An 18,552-nucleotide genomic window follows, 5' to 3' on the forward strand; every position below is an offset into this window, starting at 1 on the left:
TCTGTCAAGACCTGTCCTCTGCGCTGCGCGGCAAGGTGATATAAACACGTACCCCGGCATCTAACCCGCTGGAAATATCCATTTTGCCTTTGTGCGCCCTGACAATCTGTTCCGCTATATTCAATCCCAGACCAACGCCGTAAGTTTTGGTTGTAAAAAAGGGTTGTCGGGCCCTATCCAGCATCTCTCCGTGCATGCCCGTTCCAGTATCACTAATCTCAACCTCTATATTCTGGGGGATAACTCGGGTGTTGACCCTGAGCCTGCCACCTGAAGGCATAGCCTCGACAGAATTTTTGCATATATTAATAATAGCCTGTCTCATCTGATTACCATCAAGCTCTGAATCAGGCATATCCGGGGCAAAAGCTGTTTCCACCTCGATGTGAAATTTCTCAAACGAAGGGCTGAGGGCGCCAAGGGAAGAAGACACTATATCGTTCAAATTTTGCCGGCTCAGCGTCAATTGCGGAGATTGAATGAATTTAAATACCTGGGCCAGAATCTCTTCCATTTTCTCCGTCTCTTTCACGATACTATCCAGATGTTTTTGGTGCTTATCCTCCTTCGTATGCCTCTGTATAAACCGGGCCAGGCCTCCGATCGAGGCCAACGGATTCCTCATCTCATGGGCTATCTGGGCAGCCATCTCGCCTATGGCCGAAAGCCGCTCGGCCCGGATCAACATATCCCGGCTTTCCTGTAAGTCCTTATTAGCAGTCTCCAGCATAGCCAGTTTGCCAGCCAATTCCGAGTAAAGTCTGCTCTTTTCTATGGCCATACTGGCCTGGTTGGCAAAGAGTTCAATGGCGGCAATATCCTCTTCCTTGATCGGCTTGCCGGTGATAAAGTTATCGGCAATAATAATGCCCTGTACCCGATACGGGGAACAGAGTGGAACAACCGCAAACTCGTCAACACCAAAGAGATTTACAATATCGTCTCTCACCGGCCGGCCGTCAATACGTCTCCCCAGCACATGAAATGCACGCCGTTCCTGTGCCGCCCGTATAAAAACATGATCCGTGTCCGTGCCGGGCACCATTATCCCGCGGACAATCCGGTTAACCCTTGCGTCCTGAGGCTGACAGGCCCGACCGCATTTCTCAAGTGCCTCGGCCAGTGTATATTTCGTCTCCTGCAATGCCGACCATATCCTTCCGGCCTCTTCCGGGCTGTCCGGCCCAACGGCCATTTTCCCCCGCAACACGCCGCCATCATCATCAAATAATGCCAAAAAGGCACGGTTAAACCCTAATCCCACGCCTGCAGTGATACCAACCAGTATGGTCCTGAAGATGTCTTCCAGTTCGACTGTGCTTAAAAGGTAATAAGCCACCTTTACGGAGAGGTCATGCAATATCTCCAGCCTAAGGTTCTTTTCTTCTATGCTTCGCTGGTACTCTTTATTTTCAATCTCTAAACGTCTCTTATTAAGGGCCCTCGCTACCACAACATGCAGCTCGTCCACTGTGAACGGCTTGATAATGTAATCAAAGGCCCCGCTCCGGATGGCAGAGACTGCGGTTCGAATATCCACTACACCGGTCATCATAACTGCACAGATATCTTCATCTCGTTCCATTATCTGTGGCAAGAGGCTCAATCCGTCCTGATCAGGAAGCTTAATGTCTAATAATATGAGCGAAATCCGGTGCTCAGCCATTAGAGCAACAACCTCCCGGGCCATCGAGGCCTCAAGACACTCATAACCGCTGCCTGTCAGGGCATCATTTATAAAACCCCTGACCACTGCATCGTCATCTACAATCAGTATTTTCTCAACCGTAGGCATAATTTTCGCTCATATCAGTGTCCAAAATAGATATTGCCCCTGGAACTTCCTGCTTTTATTATTAGTCTCAGCTCCCCTGCTGGGGTATAATCTCCATCTCTACGCGACGGTTCTTCTGTCGGCCGGCGGCCGTACGGTTATCCGCTACAGGGAATGACTCTCCGTAACCAACGCCGGTTACACGCTCTGGCCCGACCCCCGCTCCTACTAGAAAATTTCTAACCATTAAAGCCCGGCGCTCCGAGAGCTTAAAATTGTATTCTTCACGGCCGACATCATCTGTGTAGCCTTTAACGATTATGCGGCTCTCCGGATATCTCTTTAGAATATCGGCCGTCTTTCCCAGTGTCACCGCAGAATCCTTACTCAATTCTGCCGAATCTGTCTGGAAAAGGATATTGTTCTGCATGGTCACCAACAAACGGTCCTCTTTCCTATCTACCTGGACACCGGGTACCTGCTCAAACTCTTTAGCCTGCTGGTCAAGATAGTAACCGATGCCTGTCCCAGCCAACCCACCAATAACGCCACCTACTACCGCGCCCTTACCCTTGCCGACGATGGCGCCGGTTACTGCCCCTACGCCAACCCCAATCGCCGCCCCTTGGGCGGTCTTGGTCTTAGTCCATTCCGGGGCTGTAGCGCAGGATACAATACAGGAGACAAGACCAAGGACAAAAACAGTTTTCAGTGGCTTCATTTTTTTATTCCTCCTGAAACGCTGCTTGTTGCTAAAAGATTAACCACTGAGCTCTGTGATTGTCTTTTTTTCATTTTAGCAAATCAAGACGTAATAGCAATCCCAAAATAAACGATCATATCTCTTTTACCTGAGTATGAGCCTTTTCCACCATGCCCTGAATGGTTTCAATAAATGGCGACAGGGTGTCAGGGTTCATGGCCGAAATGGCCAGGGCATTATAGGCCCGGCTTTGGGCAGCGACATACTCCGGCGATACCCGGTCTATTTTATTGAAGACTTTAATAGCAGGGATGTGATGCAGTTCCAGGGTCTCCAGAATATGTTCAACTGCCTCTATATGTTCCCGAAAGTTTTTATTACTTATGTCTATGAGATGAATAATAATATCGGCATGCTGAAGTTCTTCCAGTGTGGCCCGGAAGGCCTCGAATAAGGCCTGGGGCAGATCACGAATAAAGCCTACCGTATCGGTTATTATAGCCTCGGCCTCCCGGGGGAAGCGAATCCTCCGGCTGGCCGGGTCAAGGGTGGCAAACAGACGGTCCTCGGCCAGAAATTGACTTTTGGTAAGGGCATTCAGCAGCGTAGATTTTCCGGCATTGGTGTAACCAACAATGGATATTATTGGTATATCTTTCCGCTTACGGCCTTCGCGTCTTAGCTCTCTCTGCTTGCTGATGGATTTGAGTTCTTTGGTAAGGCGCACGATGCGCTCGCGCACCCGGCGGCGATCTATCTCCAGCCTGGTCTCACCGGGGCCGCGTCCGCCGATGCCTCCGGTAAGCCTGGAAAGCGCATCGTCTCTGGTAACCAGCCGCGGCAAAAGATAGTTCAACTGGGCCATTTCTACCTGTATCTTGCCTTCCCGGCTCCGGGCGCGCCGGGCAAAAATATCCAGGATAAGCTGGGTGCGGTCAATAACCCGCATATCTGTAAAGTCGGTAATGGAACGTATCTGGGAAGGATTTAACTCATGATCAAACATCAGCAGATTGGCGCCCCTCTGCAGTGTCTTTATCAGTAAGTCGCCGAGTTTTCCCTTACCCATTATGTACTTAGGGTGTATCTTATCTCGCCGCTGAATAATGGAATCAAGCACCTCAACCCCGGCGGTTCGTGCCAACTCCCTCAGCTCCTCCAGAGACTCCTCCGCCGCTTCACGGGAGGTGGTAGTGACATCGATAAGGAAGGCGCGGTCTTTTTTCCCGCCTACTGTTTGTACGGCCTGCTCACGGGCAATTTCGTCCTCAAGAGACTGAATCAAGCCCTGAAAATCAATATCCAACTGTGCCGGTATCCTGGGCTCTAGAAAAGAAATGTTTTCTCCTCTTACCGGCTTGGGCAGGAGGTGGGCGGCATGTACCAATCCCGGAAGGCCATCCGGCCGGGTAATTATGCCGGCCATGATATCCAGACGAAGGATGGCCAAATCCGTCAAATCATCTTGGGTAAGGGGCTCATCCTCCAGATGGGTGTGAATGCACCTCAGACCCCGTAAACGGCTGCTCCCTGCACGGTAATCCGATAAAGTCGGGATGGTAATACTCCGGTGGTCGCCGACTATGACATATTCTATATCGCCGGACCGCTTCACCAATATGCCTATCTGACGATTGATCTCCCGCGACAACTCGGTAATATATCTGGCTAGTTCAGGGGTAATTATGTCTTTAGGTGGGATCCTACGACGATAGATATTTTCCAGTTTTTTTACCTGGTTAACCTTAAGGCCAATTACGTTTCCGGATATCTTTCTAATAGATTCAGCCCCCTTTTTTCTACAGGTCACGTCGAATGGACTTTAAGACAGTTGGACATGTTCTTAATTATTCTTCCAGGTTTTCCACATCGGCCAAGTCCTGTAAGCGACCGGTAGCCCGCTTGTTTTTCTTTAAGCTATCAATATCAATGAAATTAATATGAACACCTTGAATTTCGATTTCAACTCTTGATTTGTAGCAATCCTCAAACGTCAAATCTTTTAAGGTTGTCAATATATCAATTCGATTAGGAGGATAACCTAACTGAACTATTTGATCACCCTCAAGAAAATCGTCTGCCTTGAGATCGAGAGAACCAAAACCAAACTTTTCGAGCGCTTTTAAAATCCTGCCCGCGTTGTCAAGCGATAGCTCAACCCAAACATCAAGGTTTTTCGTGTAACGTGGGTATCCGTGAAGCGCTACAGCATACCCGCCAACAACCAGATATTTAACATTATTTTCGTTTAACAATTGTATAAATTCTTTGAAATCCTTGCTCAGCATTATATCTCCATGAATTGTATTCCTTTCGTATTTGCTCTAAGGCCTCGAGACGCTGCTCATAAGATTTTGATTGCCAAAAGGAAAAATCCTTGGGTTGCTCATTTATTTTATATTTATTGATTACTTTACTGATTCCCATAACAACCTCAAAAATCGAACCCCGTTCCACGGAATCCGGTCGAATGATATGTTAGCCCAGAAGTTTCTCATAATCTGGATGATTTCCAATCCAGAAGCAAAGTATGCCACCGGGAGCGTCAACCCCAAGGGCACGATAGAAACGGCCGATTCGGACTGACCAAAGGCGACCGATTTTCTTCAAATGTAATGAAGGGCGCTGTGGGTCGTCTTTGAGAAGCTTGAAATTCTTTTCGGGAAGCCTCTGGTTAGCCACCGATAATTTCATTTAGACCTTCGATGACGAGATCAATTTCTTCCGGCGATACTTTCGCAATTCGCTTTCCGAGACGTTCCTGCGATAGGGTACGTATCTGGCTGATCTTTACCCACGATTGCTTTGGAAGAGCTCGACCGGAGAGTGGAAGGGTAAGAGGAAATCCTGCTTTTGGCGGTTGACTTGTGAGGGCAACGGCAATTACGACGCCCGATCGATCATTGAAAACATCCTGGCTGAGGACAAGCACCGGCCTCTGGCCGGATTGTTCGTGCCCTTTTATCGGATCCAGATTCGCCCAGTAGATATCGCCCCTCAGTATTCTGGCCATTTTTCGATTTCCCGCGAGAACCCTTCCTCGGCGATAGTCTTTTCAAGGTCCGGATCGAGCTTGGCGCACTCTCTTGCTAAACGACTCCTATTGACACGAGCGAGCTTTTCTTCGATGGCTTCCTGTATTGCCTTGCTCCTGTTGGGGAAGACTTTGGAAGAAACCAACCTGTCCAGCTTCCCAAGCACTTCTTCTTCGATAGTGATGGCAATCTTAGCAGTGCCCATATTTTCACCTCTGGTATTACAATATATCATACCGCCAGGTTTTTCAAGTCCTTTTGTGGCGTTTTGCTGTCCGCGTTGATGGCGTGGTTAGCCGTCATGTTTTGCAGTACCGCCATATGAACTCCCCCGAGAAATCAACAAACCACAAGAAAATCTGGTGGACACGGTTTGCGATTTTGTCAGCCTCCACTCGCAAATCTGCACTTCGTGGAATCTTCCATATCTGCCTTACAACTATGCTATCAACGACGTCATCAGCAACCTTGAAGTGCCATAAGTGCGCGGTGCTTCCCCTAGTCACTGACGACTGCCGTGCTTCCGCGCGTGCAGCCCTGTCGCGGATCGCATTCTCGATGAGTTTGCCACTTTGATCGTAGTGGAACGTCAAATTGTGTCGTACTCGCCCAATTAGCTGTTCAAATTCAAAGCGATTTGATTCTCCAGGAAGAAATGGCACTAACTTCTGAAAGGACCGCTGCGTTTCTTGATCACATGCTGCAACGTGAGCCATCAGCGTTGGATCAGCGCGAATTTCTTCAATTACTTTGAGCCCCTCATGAAGATGTGCGAGCTGTGTCCTGACAAAATACATTCCGGCACCAAGTTGCCGGGACTTCTTCATCTTGGGTTGTTCTTTTTTCCATTCGGTCAGCCCTTGATTCGCAAGCGACATGTCGTTGCAGGCCATCATTAATTTAACGACCGTGATAGCACTGGGACCACGCATCTCCAGTGTCTCAAAGCTGATATATCTGGTAGAGGTATGCGACATTCTCTATGCGATGATTATGACGGCTAATATTATATTTAGCTATCAACTGTCTTTTTTCATAGTCATAGAGAAAAAAGAGGGTAGCGTCAAGAACAAAAGGGGGGTTTTGGGGGTAAAAGGGGAAATCCCCAAAGGGCTGGCTGAAAGAAGACCAGGTATTGCGTTTTTCGATGCCGCTGATTAAAGTAACGGTTGAGTGATTAGCGATACCCATTACCTAACCGACCTGAAAAAATCCATTGCTCGTGGAGGCCTTGTAGATGTTACCGGGCTGAAAGGCTCATCCCTGGCCTTTGCCTTGGCCGAAATCGAAAAAACACTCTCCGGCCCTGTCATATGTGTAACCCTTGGCTTAAAGGAGGCAGAACTCTATGCCACGGAGTTTGCCTTTTTCTGTAAACGTCCGGTCTTTGTCTTCCCGCCGTATGAAGTCTTCCCTTTCAGCGAACTATCCCCCCACAAGACCACGGTAAGCCGCCGTATTGAGACCCTTTACCACATGGTCTCCGGTGATCCCAACTTTATCGTCGTGGTTCCGGTGGAGGCCCTATTACAAAAGTTGCTGCCCAAAAAGGCGCTGACCGACTTTGTCGATTATATCGTCACCCATGAGGATATCGACCGTCAGACCTTAAGAGAAAAGCTGATAGCCGGCGGCTATACCGCTACCTCGCTCGTGCAGGAAGTGGGAGACTTCAGCATCCGGGGTGGCATTATAGACGTTTTTCCCCCCCTGCACACCAATCCCGTCCGTATAGACTGTCTTGGAGATTGGGTGGAATCCATCCGTGAGTTTGATCGCCTCACCCAGAGGTCTCTCCGCGAGATCAATGAGATCATACTCCTTCCGGTACATGAGGTTATTTTGGGAGAGCAAGAAGCCGCCTATGCCCTGAAACATATCCGCCAATATGCTATGGAGCGGGATATTGCCCTCGACGGGATAAAGGAAATCGAGGCCCAGATAGAACAGCGCATTCACTTCACCGGCTCTGAATTCCTCCTGCCTTTATTCTATCCCGAACTTTCCGCCTGGCACGATTACCTCCCGGCCGCCATGCCTGCCGGCAGGCAGGAGGGTCTCCTGGTGAGTATAGATCCTGCAAGAATAGGAGAAGAACAGGCCCGTTTTCAGAACAAGATCAAAGAAATTAATATAACTGCCCGTGCTGACTCCCGTTTTTGCCCGGAGCCGCAGGATCTTTATCAAATTGACCAGGACTGGGCAGATTTGATCCCGGCTGCCTCCCATGTACGCATCATATCCTTACCCATAGAAGATGAACCGGACGCCGGCGAAAAATTGCGCCTGGCTACGCTGGGCAATGAAGATATAAGGGCTGAATCACAGCCTGGTCATGAGCAGGAAGACCTTTTCACGGCCTTACCCCGGAGGATAACCGCCTGGCTGGACGAAGGAGAATCTGTTTACCTCATCTGCCGCACGATTCATACTGCAGAACAGGTTAAGGGGCTTATGGCCGATTGCCACATCCAGGCCGAGGTCCTGGATACACCCTTCCATTTTGCCCTGGAATCATCGAATCAAAAGGTGCGCATCCATACCGGAGATATCTCGCGCGGCTTCCGCTTTCCCGCCTACAGGCTTATTCTGATGACTGAGAGCGAGCTGTTCGGTGAAAGGGTAAAAAAACCGGCTGCGGCCATAAAGAAAAAGTTTTCCCCCATTTTAGACTTTAGCGAGCTTAAGCCTGACGACCTGATCGTTCATCGCGACCACGGCATTGGCATGTATCGTAATCTGGTCCGGCTGGAGGTAGATAACACCGCCAACGACTATCTGTTATTGGAATACCGGGATGGAGATAAACTCTATCTGCCTGTATATAGACTCAATGTGTTGCAGAAATATATAGGTGTAGAAGGTTATAACCCGCAAATCAACAAATTAGGCGGTAAATCCTGGCAACTCGCCCGGAAACGGGTCAAGGAAGCCATCTGGAAGGTAGCCCTGGAGCTGCTGGATATCTACGCCCGGCGGAAGGTGGAAAAGGGCTTTGCCTTTTCACCACCCGATAGTCTTTATAAGGAGTTCGAGCTATCCTTTGAACATGAAGAGACCCCGGACCAGATAGCCGCCATAGAAGATACCATAGGAGATATGACTTCACCCCGGCCTATGGATCGATTGGTATGCGGGGACGTAGGTTATGGAAAGACCGAGGTAGCCTTGCGGGCGGCATTTAAGGCCGTAATGGATGGCCGGCAGGTGGCCATACTGGTACCCACAACTGTCCTTGCCGAACAACATTCCCAGACCTTCAGCCGCCGTCTTTCTCCCTTCCCGGTAGTTGTGGCCTGTCTCAGCCGCTTCCGCACCGCCAAGGAGCAAAAACAGATCCTGTCCAGGCTGGCGGAGGGCAAGGTAGACATCGTTATCGGCACGCACCGCCTGTTGCAAAAAGATATTAAATTTCACGACCCGGGACTACTTATTATAGATGAAGAACACCGTTTTGGCGTCAGTCATAAAGAACAACTGAAAAAAATGAAGAAGACCTTAGATGTCCTCACCCTGACGGCAACACCTATTCCCCGCACCCTTCAGATGTCCCTCCTCAGTGTGCGCGATCTTAGCGTAATAAGTACACCTCCCCAGGATCGTATCCCGGTTAAGACTTACGTAACCAAGTTCGATGATAATGTAATACGGGAGGCCATCATCCGGGAATATCAACGCGGCGGTCAGGTCTTCTTTGTGCATAATCGGGTGGCCGGCATTGAGGTGGTGGCCGAGCGTTTGCGGAGGCTGGTCCCGGAGGTGCGCATAGCCGTGGCCCACGGACAGCTTTCCAGCAGGGCGCTGGAAGAGATCATGGTGAGATTTGTACGCCGGGAGATAGACGTATTGGTCTGCACTACTATTATCGAGTCCGGCCTGGACATTCCCTCGGCTAATACCATAATCATCAACCGGGCTGATTGCCTTGGTCTGGCCGAGATCTACCAGCTCCGCGGCCGTGTGGGGCGCGCTAAAGAGCAGGCCTATGCCTACCTGTTGGTCCCGTCACCGGCCCACCTTACCAGGGATGCCCAAAAAAGGCTCGAGGCCTTATTGGATCTCAGCGAATTGGGATCCAGTTTTAAATTGGCCATGAGCGATCTCCAGATCAGAGGCGCCGGCAATATACTTGGAACCAGCCAGACCGGACATATTGCGGTAGTGGGTTATGACCTGTATCTGGATCTCCTCGAAAAGACCGTAAACGAACTTAAGGGTACCCCGGTTGAAGAAGAGTTTGAGCCGGAAATTAATCTTAAGGTCTCCGCCTACATACCGGAAAACTATCTGCCGGAGCCGGATCAGCGTCTCATTACCTACCGCCGCTTAACTATGGCAGATACGGTTACGGCGCTCTCAGACATAAAGGATGAACTAACCGACCGCTATGGCCCCATACCCCCCGAGGTCGAAGACCTCATGTCTATCATGGAAATCAAACAGGATCTCAAGAAACTCAGGGTGCACCGCCTGGACAGCGCTAATGGTCATTTTATCTTGAGCTTCAGCGATGAGACCAGACTTCCTCCGGAAACAATTCTATCGTTAATCCGTCGTAACCAGGGTAAGTACCGCTTTACTCCTGAGAATAAACTCTATGCGGCCCTACCCGGTGATGAAGGGGTACAGATACTTGAGGAAGTCAAAAAAGTCTTGCAAGCCCTTTTGTAAGGTGCTAATGTCCAACTACAAGTAAAGATTACATTTTATGTTCTCACGTGAACTTTGATCAATTCCTAAAAAATCTTTTCACCGCTGAGCACGCAGAGTCCGCAGAGAAAAACTTATTTTTCGTTATTGGTTATTAGTTATTTGTTACTCGAATAACGAATAACTTCAATCCTTATCTCAGCGTCCTCGGCGATCTCTGCGGTAAATTTTACTTTTTACGAGTTCATCAACTTTTAACCATGAAACTACTCAATTTCTTTTTTCTTCTTATCCTTGCGTTTATCTTTATCATGCCTGCGACAGGTTCTGCCGAAATTGTCGATCGTATTGTAGCCATCGTCAATGAAGACGTCATAACCCTGGCGGATTTAGGCAAAGAAGAACAGCGTGTTATCAGTCAACTCCAGCAGGAGGCTTCAGCCGCCGCCATAGAAAAAGAAAAAGGGAAAATACGAACCGAGGTGCTTAATCACCTTATTGAGCGAAAGCTGGCTGAGCAGGAAGCAAAAAGGCTTGGATTGTCTGTGTCTGAGGCAGAGGTCGATGCGGCCGTCGAAAAAATTATTCGTGATCATGGGATAACCAGGGAACAACTGACGGCCCGCCTGGAACAGGACGGCCTCTCCATGGAAGAGTACCGCCAGAAACTTAAGGAACAAATAGAACGCTTCAAATTGATCAGCCAGGCAGTCAATGCCAAGATTGTTATAACTGAAGACAAACTCAGAGAGTATTATAAGGATAACCAATACAGTTATACCGGCCAACAAGAATATGGGGTCCAGCATATTGTCTTTAGCATACCCGGTAGTTGTAGTGAGGAAGAAAAACACTCTATCCTTAAAAAGGCCGAAGCTATCCGCCAGCGGGCTAAGGATGGGGCTGATTTTGAAGGCCTGGCCAGGCAGTTTTCCGGATATCCCACCGCATCTGAGGGCGGCAATCTGGGCTATCTGGATAAAAATGAGCTGGCGCCATATATGAAGGACGTTATTACCTCTCTTAAGACCGGGGAGGTCAGTCCCGTAGTTGAAACTCCTATCGGCTATCAAATCTTTAAAGTTATAGATATTAAGGAATCAAAAGAAAAAACATTTGAAGAGGCAAAGGAAGAAATATATCAAGTGCTGTTTGAGCAAGATGTGAACAAGCGTTTTATGGTCTGGATAAAAGAGCTTCGCGACAGGTCATATATAGAGGTCTTACTTTGAGCGCCAACGGTACGGGAACCAAAAATAAAGGTTCCTGCCCCTTATTTTTTAATCGGAAAGATATGCCGATCTATATATAAAAACCAAAAACCGGGGGGCACATGGAGTCTATCGGCGATTATCTAAAACGCGAGAGGGAACTCAGAAACATAACCCTGGAAGAGGTTGCCAATGCTACCAGAATTAATATCGGCATTCTAAGAAACATAGAAGATGGGCAAGCGGAAAGGCTTCCGGCAGAGGTATTTGTTCGGGGCTTTATCCGTTGCTATGCTCAATATGTTGGGTTAGATCCTAACGACGTCCTCCTCCGCTATCAGCCTCAGACTACATCATCCGAACATCAAGAAGAAACTAGCCCTCCTCCCCAAAAACCCGAAAAAAAGATATGGCTGTTCTTTTCCAGGCATAAAAAACTCCTTAAGATATCTATCTCAATCATTATCGTTGCCTTTCTCTTGAGTCTCGTGGTTGATATCGGCAAAAAGGAACCCCTCAAAAAAGAACAACCGCCCTTGTCCAAAAGCTCCGCCCCGGCGCATCCACGACCGGTCGAGACCAATCGTGTTCTTGACCAGGCCCAAACATATCCTCCCGAACAAACAAACATTCCTCCTGCTCCTCAAGCGAAAGCACAGGAGGCGCCTCAACTCCAAAATATCACGCCCCGGAGCATCTACGAAAAGCAACATGAGTTACGGGCCGTTTTTAAAGAAAATACGTGGGTACAGGCGGTGATTGACGAACAGAACCTGCAGGAGTACTCCTTTAAGGCAGGTGAAACCATCACCTGGACGATGGGTAACAAAATAAGGCTAATTATAGGCAACGCCGGCGGCATGGATCTTTATCTGGATGGCGAGCAAATGAAGCCCCTTGGGGATAGCGGGCAGGTAGTGGATATTACTCTGCCACTGCCAAACCCCAAGGTAATGTGATCTATCCCGAATCAAGGAATTTAACCAATAATTCAAGAAAATCTGCGTAATCTGTGGATTAAAGTCTATGCCTCTCCTCAAAACACCCGCCATCATACTTAACCATAAGGACTTTGGTGAATCTGACAAGATTATTACCTTCTTTACATATTCTTTAGGTAAAATAACAAGCATTGCCAAGGGCGCTAAAAGGAGCCGCAGGCGCTTTGCCAACCAGTTGGATCTATTTTCCTTCGTCCGGCCTATTCTCTGGGAAAAACAGCGTTCATCTCTAACCAGAATCGACCAATGTGACCTGCTGCAATCGTTTCCTTCCATACGAAAGGCGCCCGAAAGATTTGCTTATGCCGCTTATTTCTGTGAACTGGTAGATGCATGGGTAAGGGATCGTGATCCCCATGCCGAACTTTTCTATCTTTTACTATGGGCCCTTCGCATGGTCGATCAAGGTGCCTCTTTAGCCTCTCTATCTGTAATTTTTCACCTGCGCCTCCTCACCATAGTTGGTTATGCCCCTAATTTTATCGCTTGTGTTAACTGTAATCTATGGAAGGGTGGACAGGTTTCTTATAGTTTTAATTATGAAAAGGGGGGCATTGTCTGTTCTGACTGCGCCTTTAATCTTCCCTTAAAAAATCGCCTTTCGCCAGGCACTGTAAAACTCCTCTCGTTAGCCCAAAAAACGTCTCTGGCCAAGCTTTCCCGACTACATTTTAGCGCTCAACCATTGGCCGAAAGTATTCCTATACTGGAAAATTTTGTACACAGCCTTCTGGGCAAAGAAATAAAATCCTATCGATTCTTATCTACGGTTCCCAAAAGTGCATTCGGTAATGGATAAGACTGCTACCGGGGTTAACTTACAGGTTCTTCAGACTATTCTTTAGTTGGTTTTCATCCGAAAACTATCGTTTTCGGATTCAAGCTTTCAGCGATCAGCTGTCGGCCCTCAGCAAAAAAATAAGATAAACATCATGATAGGCCGCGCTTCGCGCGGGCTGTCAATCCGTCCTCATCCGGCCCGTTAAGCTGAACGCTGATAGCTGAGTGCTGACGGCTCATCCGGAATTTTTGGGTTTCCGGATGGAAACTAGCTAACGATATTCGGTGGCCTGTCCGACCTGATTAAGTCTGGAAAATTTTTTAAGTAACATCACTATCGCGCTCCGCATCTTTTCCCACTGCACGATGGGATCTGCGGTATTCTTCAGGGTCTCATTTTCACGTAGTTGACTGGCGGCTAGTTGGCCGGCCAGGCGGTAAAGCTGCCGCTCCTCCATAGCATAAAGCCGATTTAAAATTTCAGGAGGGATATGTTTAATCAGATCTTCTATCTCTGGCCATGTTTGTCCTTCGTCCTCAGCATCCGGTCGTAGTTGCGCCGGGGTGCGCTCCCCGGTTTGGACGGGCCTCTCTGCATCAGTCTCTACTGTGGCGGTGTGTTCTGCAGTGACAGGCTCCTTTTCCTCGCTGCTCGCCTGGGTCGAAGATGCGCCTTGGCGTGAAAACTCAGCCGCTAAAGGTTCCGATGATGAGGAATCGTCTTTTAATGTCGCGGCCTTATATACAGCACCCGGCTCCAGAGAAGGTATGTTTTCTTCCTCCTGTGTTTCAGGTATTACTCCTTCTGACCTTTTGTTGTCAGCACTCTCCTCTTGTAGATATACCGGGGCGTGAGCCTCCGGCTCTGTAGGCCGTTCTTTCCTGGCGTTCGCCTTGTCTTTCTTAAAAAAGCCCTTTTTAAACATATAGGCAAGGTTTTCTACCATGGTTTCATCTATGAATTGAAGCTGATTGGTCTCACCGGCCTTAAGACATAATTTACATATCTTGTTGACCATCCGCGGCACGCCACGGGAATGTTTCCATATAGCCCTGACTGCCTGTTCAGTAAATATCTCTCTGGTGCATCCATTCGCTGACGCGCCCTGGCGCGCCTGGTTCAACCGATGAGCTATATACCCCGCAACTAGTTCCGGGGAGTCTAGCCCCCTTACCTTACAATAAACCCCGATGCGCTGGTAGAGATTTTCCATCGACGGTCTTTCCAGCTTTTGCGCCAACTCTTTCTGGCCGGCAAGTACAAAAGTCACCAGATTCTGGCGGTCATCCTGCATATTGGTGAGAAGCCGCAGCCCCTGCAAGCTGGCCGGATTCAGGACGTTGGCTTCATCGATAAATATAACTACGTGCTTACCTTCGTCGGCTGTTCGATAAAGGATCTGATTAATTTCTTCCTGTAAATGGTCTTTCCACTTCGTAACTACCTTCTTATTTTCCAACTGGCCGATGATCTCGCGCATTATCTGTGTGAAAGACAGCGTGGGATTAGTAAGAAAGGCTATCCTGTATTTATCCGGGCCTAATTCGTTCAAGAGAATACGTAAGGCCAATGTCTTTCCTGTTCCAATATCCCCTACTATTACCGCCAGACACTCATTCCCCTCTTTAATGGCAAATAAAATCTCTGATATGGCGTCTTCCAAACCGGGATTCTGCGGCCAATACATCTTCGGATCAGGCACATTATCAAACGGCGGCCGATTCAATCCCCAATATCTGTAATAGGTCATATTAATCCCTCCCAGGCTTCCCCGTCCAATCCGGGCCTAAACACACGCCACTGCCGCCCTATCTTAATCCCGACCAATTTTCCGGCTAAGAGTTCCTTGTAAACCGTAGCCATGCTTACCTTGAGAGACCGGGCCGTCTCTTCTACGGTAAGCCATTGTTTGTCAGTCTGCGGCTGGGCAGGTGTGACATACACCGCAACCTTGATAGGGGAAAGCGATTCATATCTAACTTCCAGGTCAAATTTCTTCACTGTGACCCTGGACTCGCCATAGTCTTTGTTGCCGATAGCGATCAAAGACTTAACTAAAGAATTAATTACCTCATTGGGTTCGATGGTAATGCCCGGTTCAGATGGAGCCGGCAAGGCTACCGGCGGCTGTAAGTCTCTTTCCTCAACCTTATTACCTTCCCATCTCCTCCGGGCCAGACAGATTTTCTCCATATCTAACTTACCTCAATAGATATACGTTTTCTGCGCATCTGTATAAGCACGAGCAAGACCTCAACAAACCCCTGCTTTATGTTATCGGAATTAATACGTAATTCTTTAATGTCAGACAGTTGCAAAAACTGTACCCTGCCGGGTCGATAATTTTTTATAATATATTCAAGTTGTTATAAAAAGGGGTGGGGGTGGGGGCAACGCGATTACAAAAATTGTTAATACCCCTTGATAAAAAATTTGTGGATGCTCACCATAGGGCATGCAGTATATCGAGCATGCAGCCTGTCTTAGACCGATTATATTTTAAGCAATAATATCAAATAATTAGCGCCCACGGATTGGGTTGTTTCACGTGAAACAACCCAATATCCTGGGACATAAATGTCCTTTGCAAGAAAAACGTTTTGTGGTAACTTCACCGCATCATGGGAAAGATTATCTGTCTGACCAATCAAAAAGGCGGTGTTGGTAAAACCACAACGGCCGTAAACCTGGCCGCGTCTCTGGCCTTCTCGGGCTGTGAGATTCTTCTGGTGGATTGCGATCCACAGGGCAATGCCACGGGTGGGATGGGCCTCGAAAAGAAAAATATAGGAAAAAGTCTCTACGACTTGCTTATTAATGAGGTCTCGTTTGATGAGGTGGTGCGGCCTACAGAAGTGCCCCACCTTTCTATTCTACCGGCCAGCATAGACCTGGTTGGTGCAGAAATTGAGCTTGTACAAACTGTTTCACGTGAAACAGTTTTATCTAAGGTCTTGGCGCCGGTTACATCCCGATTTGACTATATTTTTTTAGATTGTCCGCCATCCCTGGGCCTGCTTACAGTCAATGCCCTTACGGCCGCGGATGCCGTCCTGATACCACTACAGTGTGAATATTATGCCTTGGAGGGCTTGAGCCAACTCGTACAGACCATACGCCTTATCAAGCAGTCTCTAAACCCCAGACTTGTGGTTGCCGGACTGGTTCTTACCATGTTTGATGCCCGGAACAATCTTTCCCACCAGGTGGTTAGCGAAGTACACAAGCACTTCCAGGCAAAGGTTTTCGATACTATTATTCCTCGAAACGTCCGTCTCAGCGAGGCCCCCAGTCACGGCAAGCCTGTGCTGCTGTATGATAAATATTCAAAGGGAACGCAGTCCTATCTGGCCTTGGCCCGGGAGTTTCTGGCCAGAGAGGAAAGGAAGGTTATATGATTAAAAAAACCGGCTTAGGAAAAGGTCTGGAGGCGTTGCTGCCCAAGGGGACGCAAGAGGAAAAAGAGCCGGCGATTTTTTCCTGTGCCATTGAAGAGGTAAGACCCAATCCTTACCAGCCGCGCAGGGTGATAAAGAACGATCGAATAGAAGAGCTGGCCGCTTCGATAAAAGAAAAAGGCGTTATTCAGCCCATAATCGTGCGGCGTGTCGATTCAGGCTACGAACTTATCGCCGGAGAACGAAGGTGGCACGCCGCCCAGAAAGCAGGCTTGAAGAGCATACCAATCATCGTCAAGGATGTCTCTCCTGCGGAGGTCTTAGAGCTGGCCCTGATTGAAAATATCCAACGCGAGGATTTGAATCCCCTGGAGGAGGCCGAGGCCTATAACCGACTCACGCAGGAGTTTGGCCTGACGCAGGAAGAGTTGGCCTCTCGTGTAGGAAAAGAGCGCTCCACCGTGGCCAATTTTCTCCGTTTGCTCAAACTGCCGGATTACATAAAGGAAAATATGTGGGCGGAGGCCCTCAGTATGGGACATGCTCGGGTGCTGGCTGGGATTGAGGACCCGGAAGGCCAGCGGATGGTCAGAGATACGATCATAAAGAAGGGCCTTTCCGTGCGGGAAACCGAGGCTCTGGTGCGAAGATTGAAAAAACCGCACCGGCCAACGGGCAAAAGACAACCAGATAGTCATACCCTTTCGCTGGCCGAGGAGATAATGCGCCATCTGGGAACCAGGGTTCGTATTTCGAGGCGTGGTAAACGGGGAAAAATCGAGATCGATTTTTATTCAGAAGAGGATCTGGCGCGTATTGTCGATTATATCTCTGGCCTGGAACAGGGTGTCTGACCATTGGCTCTGCACTTAATTATAGATGGCTATAACCTGATAAGACAATCGCCGCGCCTGAGTTCTATAGAGCTACAGGATTTCCAGAAGGGGCGTGAGGCCCTGATCGGGAATCTTGCCCGCTATAAGACCATAAAGGGCCATCCTATTACCGTGATTTTCGATGGGTGGAAAGGCGGAGATTGCAAAGAAAGTCATGACCGGGTGAGTGGAATTCGTGTCATCTATTCACGGCTAGGGGAAACCGCCGATGAGGTTATAAAGAGAATTGTGCGTGAAGAGGGGGAAAGGGCCGTTGTAATTACTGCAGATTCAGACATTGCTTCCTTTGCCTTGAAGGAAAACGCTGCCGTAATACCCCCGTATGAATTTGAGGAGAAGATGGTGGAGGCCCTGTACTGCGCTACCAAAGGCCTGGAAAGCGAAGACGAAGATTATAATAGTACGACGAAAAGAAAAGGGGCGGCCCGCCGCCCCTCCCGCACTCAAAGAAGATGTCAGGGCAAGCTAAAAAAGCTCTAGCCTTTGCGCCAGGACTTTTCACTTCCGTTTAACATCCGCCGGATGTTGTCTTTGTGTTTTATCCAGATAAGTGCGGCCATGACCGCAGCCAGCAGTGTATATATCTTTGAATGGCTAAAAAGCCAGGCCAGTAAAGGCATGGCCGCGGCCGCAGTAAGCGACCCCACCGATACATATCCGGAGATCCAGGTAGCAGCTATAAATACCGAAAAGGCCGAAAACGCAGCCCACGGTATGAGGACAATAAAAACACCCAGGGCCGTGGCTACTCCTTTGCCGCCTTTAAATTTCAGATAAATAGGGTAGAGGTGGCCAATAAAGACGGCCAGGGCGATAAGACTGACCCATAGCTCCATCTTTGCCATCCCGCGAAGGCCGTAGAGAGCAAGCCCTAAAGGGATGACGGCCTTATTTATGTCACAAAGGAGGGTTAAGATACCCCATTTTTTGCCTAATAGCCGGCCAACGTTAGTGGCGCCGATATTGCCGCTGCCGGCCTTACGGATATCCATCAGCCCTGCCCTCTTACCGATAATCAGGCCAAAGGGGACAGAGCCAAGGGCATAACCTAATAAGATTAGTAAGATTACAACCGGTGGTATCGACATCTCTTTTTCAGGGTA

19 protein-coding genes are annotated in these 18,552 nt (G+C 48.6%); 9 read left to right on the forward strand and 10 right to left on the reverse strand.

Annotation, left to right across the window (positions count from 1 at the left end):
* Positions 1-4: 4 nt before the first annotated feature.
* From RDU59_01310 to RDU59_01325, 4 genes are all read right to left on the reverse strand, one after another.
* Complete coding sequence (locus tag RDU59_01310) at positions 5-1,795, reverse strand: response regulator (protein ID MDQ7837119.1); 1,791 nt, start codon at positions 1,793-1,795, stop codon at positions 5-7.
* Positions 1,796-1,862: 67 nt separating this feature from the next.
* Positions 1,863-2,495 carry an OmpA family protein gene (locus RDU59_01315; GenBank protein MDQ7837120.1) on the reverse strand — a complete coding sequence of 211 codons (633 nt, stop codon included), beginning with the start codon at positions 2,493-2,495 and terminating at the stop codon, positions 1,863-1,865.
* A 115-nt stretch (positions 2,496-2,610) separates the two neighbouring features.
* Positions 2,611-4,287: a GTPase HflX gene (hflX, locus tag RDU59_01320; GenBank protein MDQ7837121.1), complete on the reverse strand. Its 1,677-nt coding sequence runs from the start codon at positions 4,285-4,287 to the stop codon at positions 2,611-2,613.
* 37 nt (positions 4,288-4,324) lie between these two features.
* Positions 4,325-4,765: a hypothetical protein gene (locus RDU59_01325; GenBank protein ID MDQ7837122.1), complete on the reverse strand. Its 441-nt coding sequence runs from the start codon at positions 4,763-4,765 to the stop codon at positions 4,325-4,327.
* 70 nt (positions 4,766-4,835) lie between these two features.
* Here RDU59_01325 and RDU59_01330 point away from each other — a divergent pair, with 70 nt between their 5' ends.
* On the forward strand, positions 4,836-5,063 hold the full coding sequence (locus RDU59_01330; GenBank protein MDQ7837123.1) for a hypothetical protein: 228 nt from the start codon (positions 4,836-4,838) through the stop codon (positions 5,061-5,063).
* An 88-nt stretch (positions 5,064-5,151) separates the two neighbouring features.
* Here RDU59_01330 and RDU59_01335 read toward each other — a convergent pair whose 3' ends face one another.
* From RDU59_01335 to RDU59_01345, 3 genes are all read right to left on the reverse strand, one after another.
* A complete protein-coding gene (locus RDU59_01335) occupies positions 5,152-5,490 on the reverse strand; it encodes a type II toxin-antitoxin system PemK/MazF family toxin (GenBank protein MDQ7837124.1) in 339 nt (112 codons plus the stop codon).
* Positions 5,475-5,717 carry a ribbon-helix-helix domain-containing protein gene (locus tag RDU59_01340; protein ID MDQ7837125.1) on the reverse strand — a complete coding sequence of 81 codons (243 nt, stop codon included), beginning with the start codon at positions 5,715-5,717 and terminating at the stop codon, positions 5,475-5,477. The genes RDU59_01335 and RDU59_01340 overlap by 16 nt, the downstream gene beginning before the upstream one ends.
* A gap of 94 nt (positions 5,718-5,811) precedes the next feature.
* Complete coding sequence (locus RDU59_01345) at positions 5,812-6,408, reverse strand: hypothetical protein (GenBank protein ID MDQ7837126.1); 597 nt, start codon at positions 6,406-6,408, stop codon at positions 5,812-5,814.
* On the opposite strand from RDU59_01345, the gene RDU59_01350 reads away from it, so the two are divergent.
* The 5 genes from RDU59_01350 (at position 6,395) to recO (ending at position 13,173) form a co-directional block, all read left to right on the forward strand.
* Positions 6,395-6,673 carry a hypothetical protein gene (locus tag RDU59_01350; GenBank protein MDQ7837127.1) on the forward strand — a complete coding sequence of 93 codons (279 nt, stop codon included), beginning with the start codon at positions 6,395-6,397 and terminating at the stop codon, positions 6,671-6,673. The genes RDU59_01345 and RDU59_01350 overlap by 14 nt on opposite strands.
* 12 nt (positions 6,674-6,685) lie before the next feature.
* Entirely contained in the window at positions 6,686-10,183 is a 3,498-nt protein-coding gene (gene mfd, locus RDU59_01355) for a transcription-repair coupling factor (protein MDQ7837128.1), read from the forward strand.
* Positions 10,184-10,422: 239 nt separating this feature from the next.
* Positions 10,423-11,394: a SurA N-terminal domain-containing protein gene (locus tag RDU59_01360; GenBank protein ID MDQ7837129.1), complete on the forward strand. Its 972-nt coding sequence runs from the start codon at positions 10,423-10,425 to the stop codon at positions 11,392-11,394.
* Positions 11,395-11,495: 101 nt separating this feature from the next.
* Positions 11,496-12,332 carry a DUF4115 domain-containing protein gene (locus tag RDU59_01365; protein MDQ7837130.1) on the forward strand — a complete coding sequence of 279 codons (837 nt, stop codon included), beginning with the start codon at positions 11,496-11,498 and terminating at the stop codon, positions 12,330-12,332.
* A gap of 67 nt (positions 12,333-12,399) precedes the next feature.
* On the forward strand, positions 12,400-13,173 hold the full coding sequence (gene recO, locus RDU59_01370; protein ID MDQ7837131.1) for a DNA repair protein RecO: 774 nt from the start codon (positions 12,400-12,402) through the stop codon (positions 13,171-13,173).
* 253 nt (positions 13,174-13,426) lie between these two features.
* Here the strand turns inward: recO and RDU59_01375 are convergent, their stop codons facing one another.
* Positions 13,427-14,905 (reverse strand): AAA family ATPase, encoded by a 1,479-nt coding sequence (locus RDU59_01375; GenBank protein MDQ7837132.1) that lies wholly within the window; start codon positions 14,903-14,905, stop codon positions 13,427-13,429.
* Entirely contained in the window at positions 14,902-15,348 is a 447-nt protein-coding gene (locus RDU59_01380; protein MDQ7837133.1) for a helix-turn-helix domain-containing protein, read from the reverse strand. Before RDU59_01380 ends, RDU59_01375 begins: the two co-directional genes overlap by 4 nt.
* Before the next feature lie 428 nt (positions 15,349-15,776).
* On the opposite strand from RDU59_01380, the gene RDU59_01385 reads away from it, so the two are divergent.
* From RDU59_01385 to RDU59_01395, 3 genes are read left to right on the forward strand one after another with little or no spacing between them, the layout of a single operon-like run.
* Positions 15,777-16,553: an AAA family ATPase gene (locus RDU59_01385; protein ID MDQ7837134.1), complete on the forward strand. Its 777-nt coding sequence runs from the start codon at positions 15,777-15,779 to the stop codon at positions 16,551-16,553.
* Complete coding sequence (locus RDU59_01390; GenBank protein ID MDQ7837135.1) at positions 16,550-17,407, forward strand: ParB/RepB/Spo0J family partition protein; 858 nt, start codon at positions 16,550-16,552, stop codon at positions 17,405-17,407. Before RDU59_01385 ends, RDU59_01390 begins: the two co-directional genes overlap by 4 nt.
* A gap of 3 nt (positions 17,408-17,410) precedes the next feature.
* Positions 17,411-17,929: an NYN domain-containing protein gene (locus RDU59_01395; GenBank protein ID MDQ7837136.1), complete on the forward strand. Its 519-nt coding sequence runs from the start codon at positions 17,411-17,413 to the stop codon at positions 17,927-17,929.
* Here RDU59_01395 and plsY read toward each other — a convergent pair.
* On the reverse strand, positions 17,926-18,537 hold the full coding sequence (plsY, locus tag RDU59_01400; protein ID MDQ7837137.1) for a glycerol-3-phosphate 1-O-acyltransferase PlsY: 612 nt from the start codon (positions 18,535-18,537) through the stop codon (positions 17,926-17,928). The two genes, RDU59_01395 and plsY, sit on opposite strands and share 4 nt — an antisense overlap.
* Between the last annotated feature and the right edge of the window lie 15 nt (positions 18,538-18,552).

Source organism: Thermodesulfobacteriota bacterium, from assembly GCA_031082315.1.
Lineage (GTDB): Bacteria > Desulfobacterota > QYQD01 > QYQD01 > QYQD01 > QYQD01.

Bases quoted from the DNA above. Each gene is read 5' to 3' on its own strand.
- RDU59_01310 (MDQ7837119.1), bottom strand. From the start codon at position 1,795: ATGCCTACGGTTGAGAAAATACTGATTGTAGATGACGATGCAGTGGTC.
- RDU59_01315 (MDQ7837120.1), bottom strand. From the start codon at position 2,495: ATGAAGCCACTGAAAACTGTTTTTGTCCTTGGTCTTGTCTCCTGTATT.
- RDU59_01325 (MDQ7837122.1), bottom strand. From the start codon at position 4,765: ATGCTGAGCAAGGATTTCAAAGAATTTATACAATTGTTAAACGAAAAT.
- RDU59_01335 (MDQ7837124.1), bottom strand. From the start codon at position 5,490: ATGGCCAGAATACTGAGGGGCGATATCTACTGGGCGAATCTGGATCCG.
- RDU59_01340 (MDQ7837125.1), bottom strand. From the start codon at position 5,717: ATGGGCACTGCTAAGATTGCCATCACTATCGAAGAAGAAGTGCTTGGG.
- RDU59_01345 (MDQ7837126.1), bottom strand. From the start codon at position 6,408: ATGATGGCCTGCAACGACATGTCGCTTGCGAATCAAGGGCTGACCGAA.
- RDU59_01360 (MDQ7837129.1), top strand. From the start codon at position 10,423: ATGAAACTACTCAATTTCTTTTTTCTTCTTATCCTTGCGTTTATCTTT.
- RDU59_01365 (MDQ7837130.1), top strand. From the start codon at position 11,496: ATGGAGTCTATCGGCGATTATCTAAAACGCGAGAGGGAACTCAGAAAC.
- recO (MDQ7837131.1), top strand. From the start codon at position 12,400: ATGCCTCTCCTCAAAACACCCGCCATCATACTTAACCATAAGGACTTT.
- RDU59_01375 (MDQ7837132.1), bottom strand. From the start codon at position 14,905: ATGACCTATTACAGATATTGGGGATTGAATCGGCCGCCGTTTGATAAT.
- RDU59_01380 (MDQ7837133.1), bottom strand. From the start codon at position 15,348: ATGGAGAAAATCTGTCTGGCCCGGAGGAGATGGGAAGGTAATAAGGTT.
- RDU59_01385 (MDQ7837134.1), top strand. From the start codon at position 15,777: ATGGGAAAGATTATCTGTCTGACCAATCAAAAAGGCGGTGTTGGTAAA.
- RDU59_01390 (MDQ7837135.1), top strand. From the start codon at position 16,550: ATGATTAAAAAAACCGGCTTAGGAAAAGGTCTGGAGGCGTTGCTGCCC.
- plsY (MDQ7837137.1), bottom strand. From the start codon at position 18,537: ATGTCGATACCACCGGTTGTAATCTTACTAATCTTATTAGGTTATGCC.